Here is a 228-nt window from a genome sequence, read left to right as displayed (position 1 = left end):
CCGGCGTTGGCGACGTCAGCGACCGCGACCCTGGTCGGGCACCTAGTCGTGCCCGCGACCCCGCTGTACTCGTTGCCGCAGTTCACGCTGTCGCCGTCGATGGTGGTCTGGTCCATCATCGTGGGGCCGATCATGGGGTTCGCGGCCATCGGGTTCGTGCGGCTCGCCCAGTTCGCGCAGGCGCACCGGCCGGCATCCTGGGGCATTCTCATCGTCATGCCCCTCACG

1 protein-coding gene is annotated in these 228 nt (G+C 69.3%); it reads left to right on the top strand.

Going from position 1 to position 228, the window contains the following annotated elements:
- Positions 1 to 228, top strand: a 228-nt coding sequence (locus SB717_RS40125) for a chloride channel protein (protein ID WP_410908967.1), incomplete at both ends; no start/stop codon positions are given.

The organism is Priestia sp. SIMBA_032 (assembly GCF_046535215.1).
In the GTDB taxonomy this organism is placed as follows: domain Bacteria; phylum Bacillota; class Bacilli; order Bacillales; family Bacillaceae_H; genus Priestia; species Priestia aryabhattai.
The sequence above is the reverse complement of the archived record's forward strand: the minus strand, read 5'-3'. Positions and strand labels throughout refer to the sequence as shown.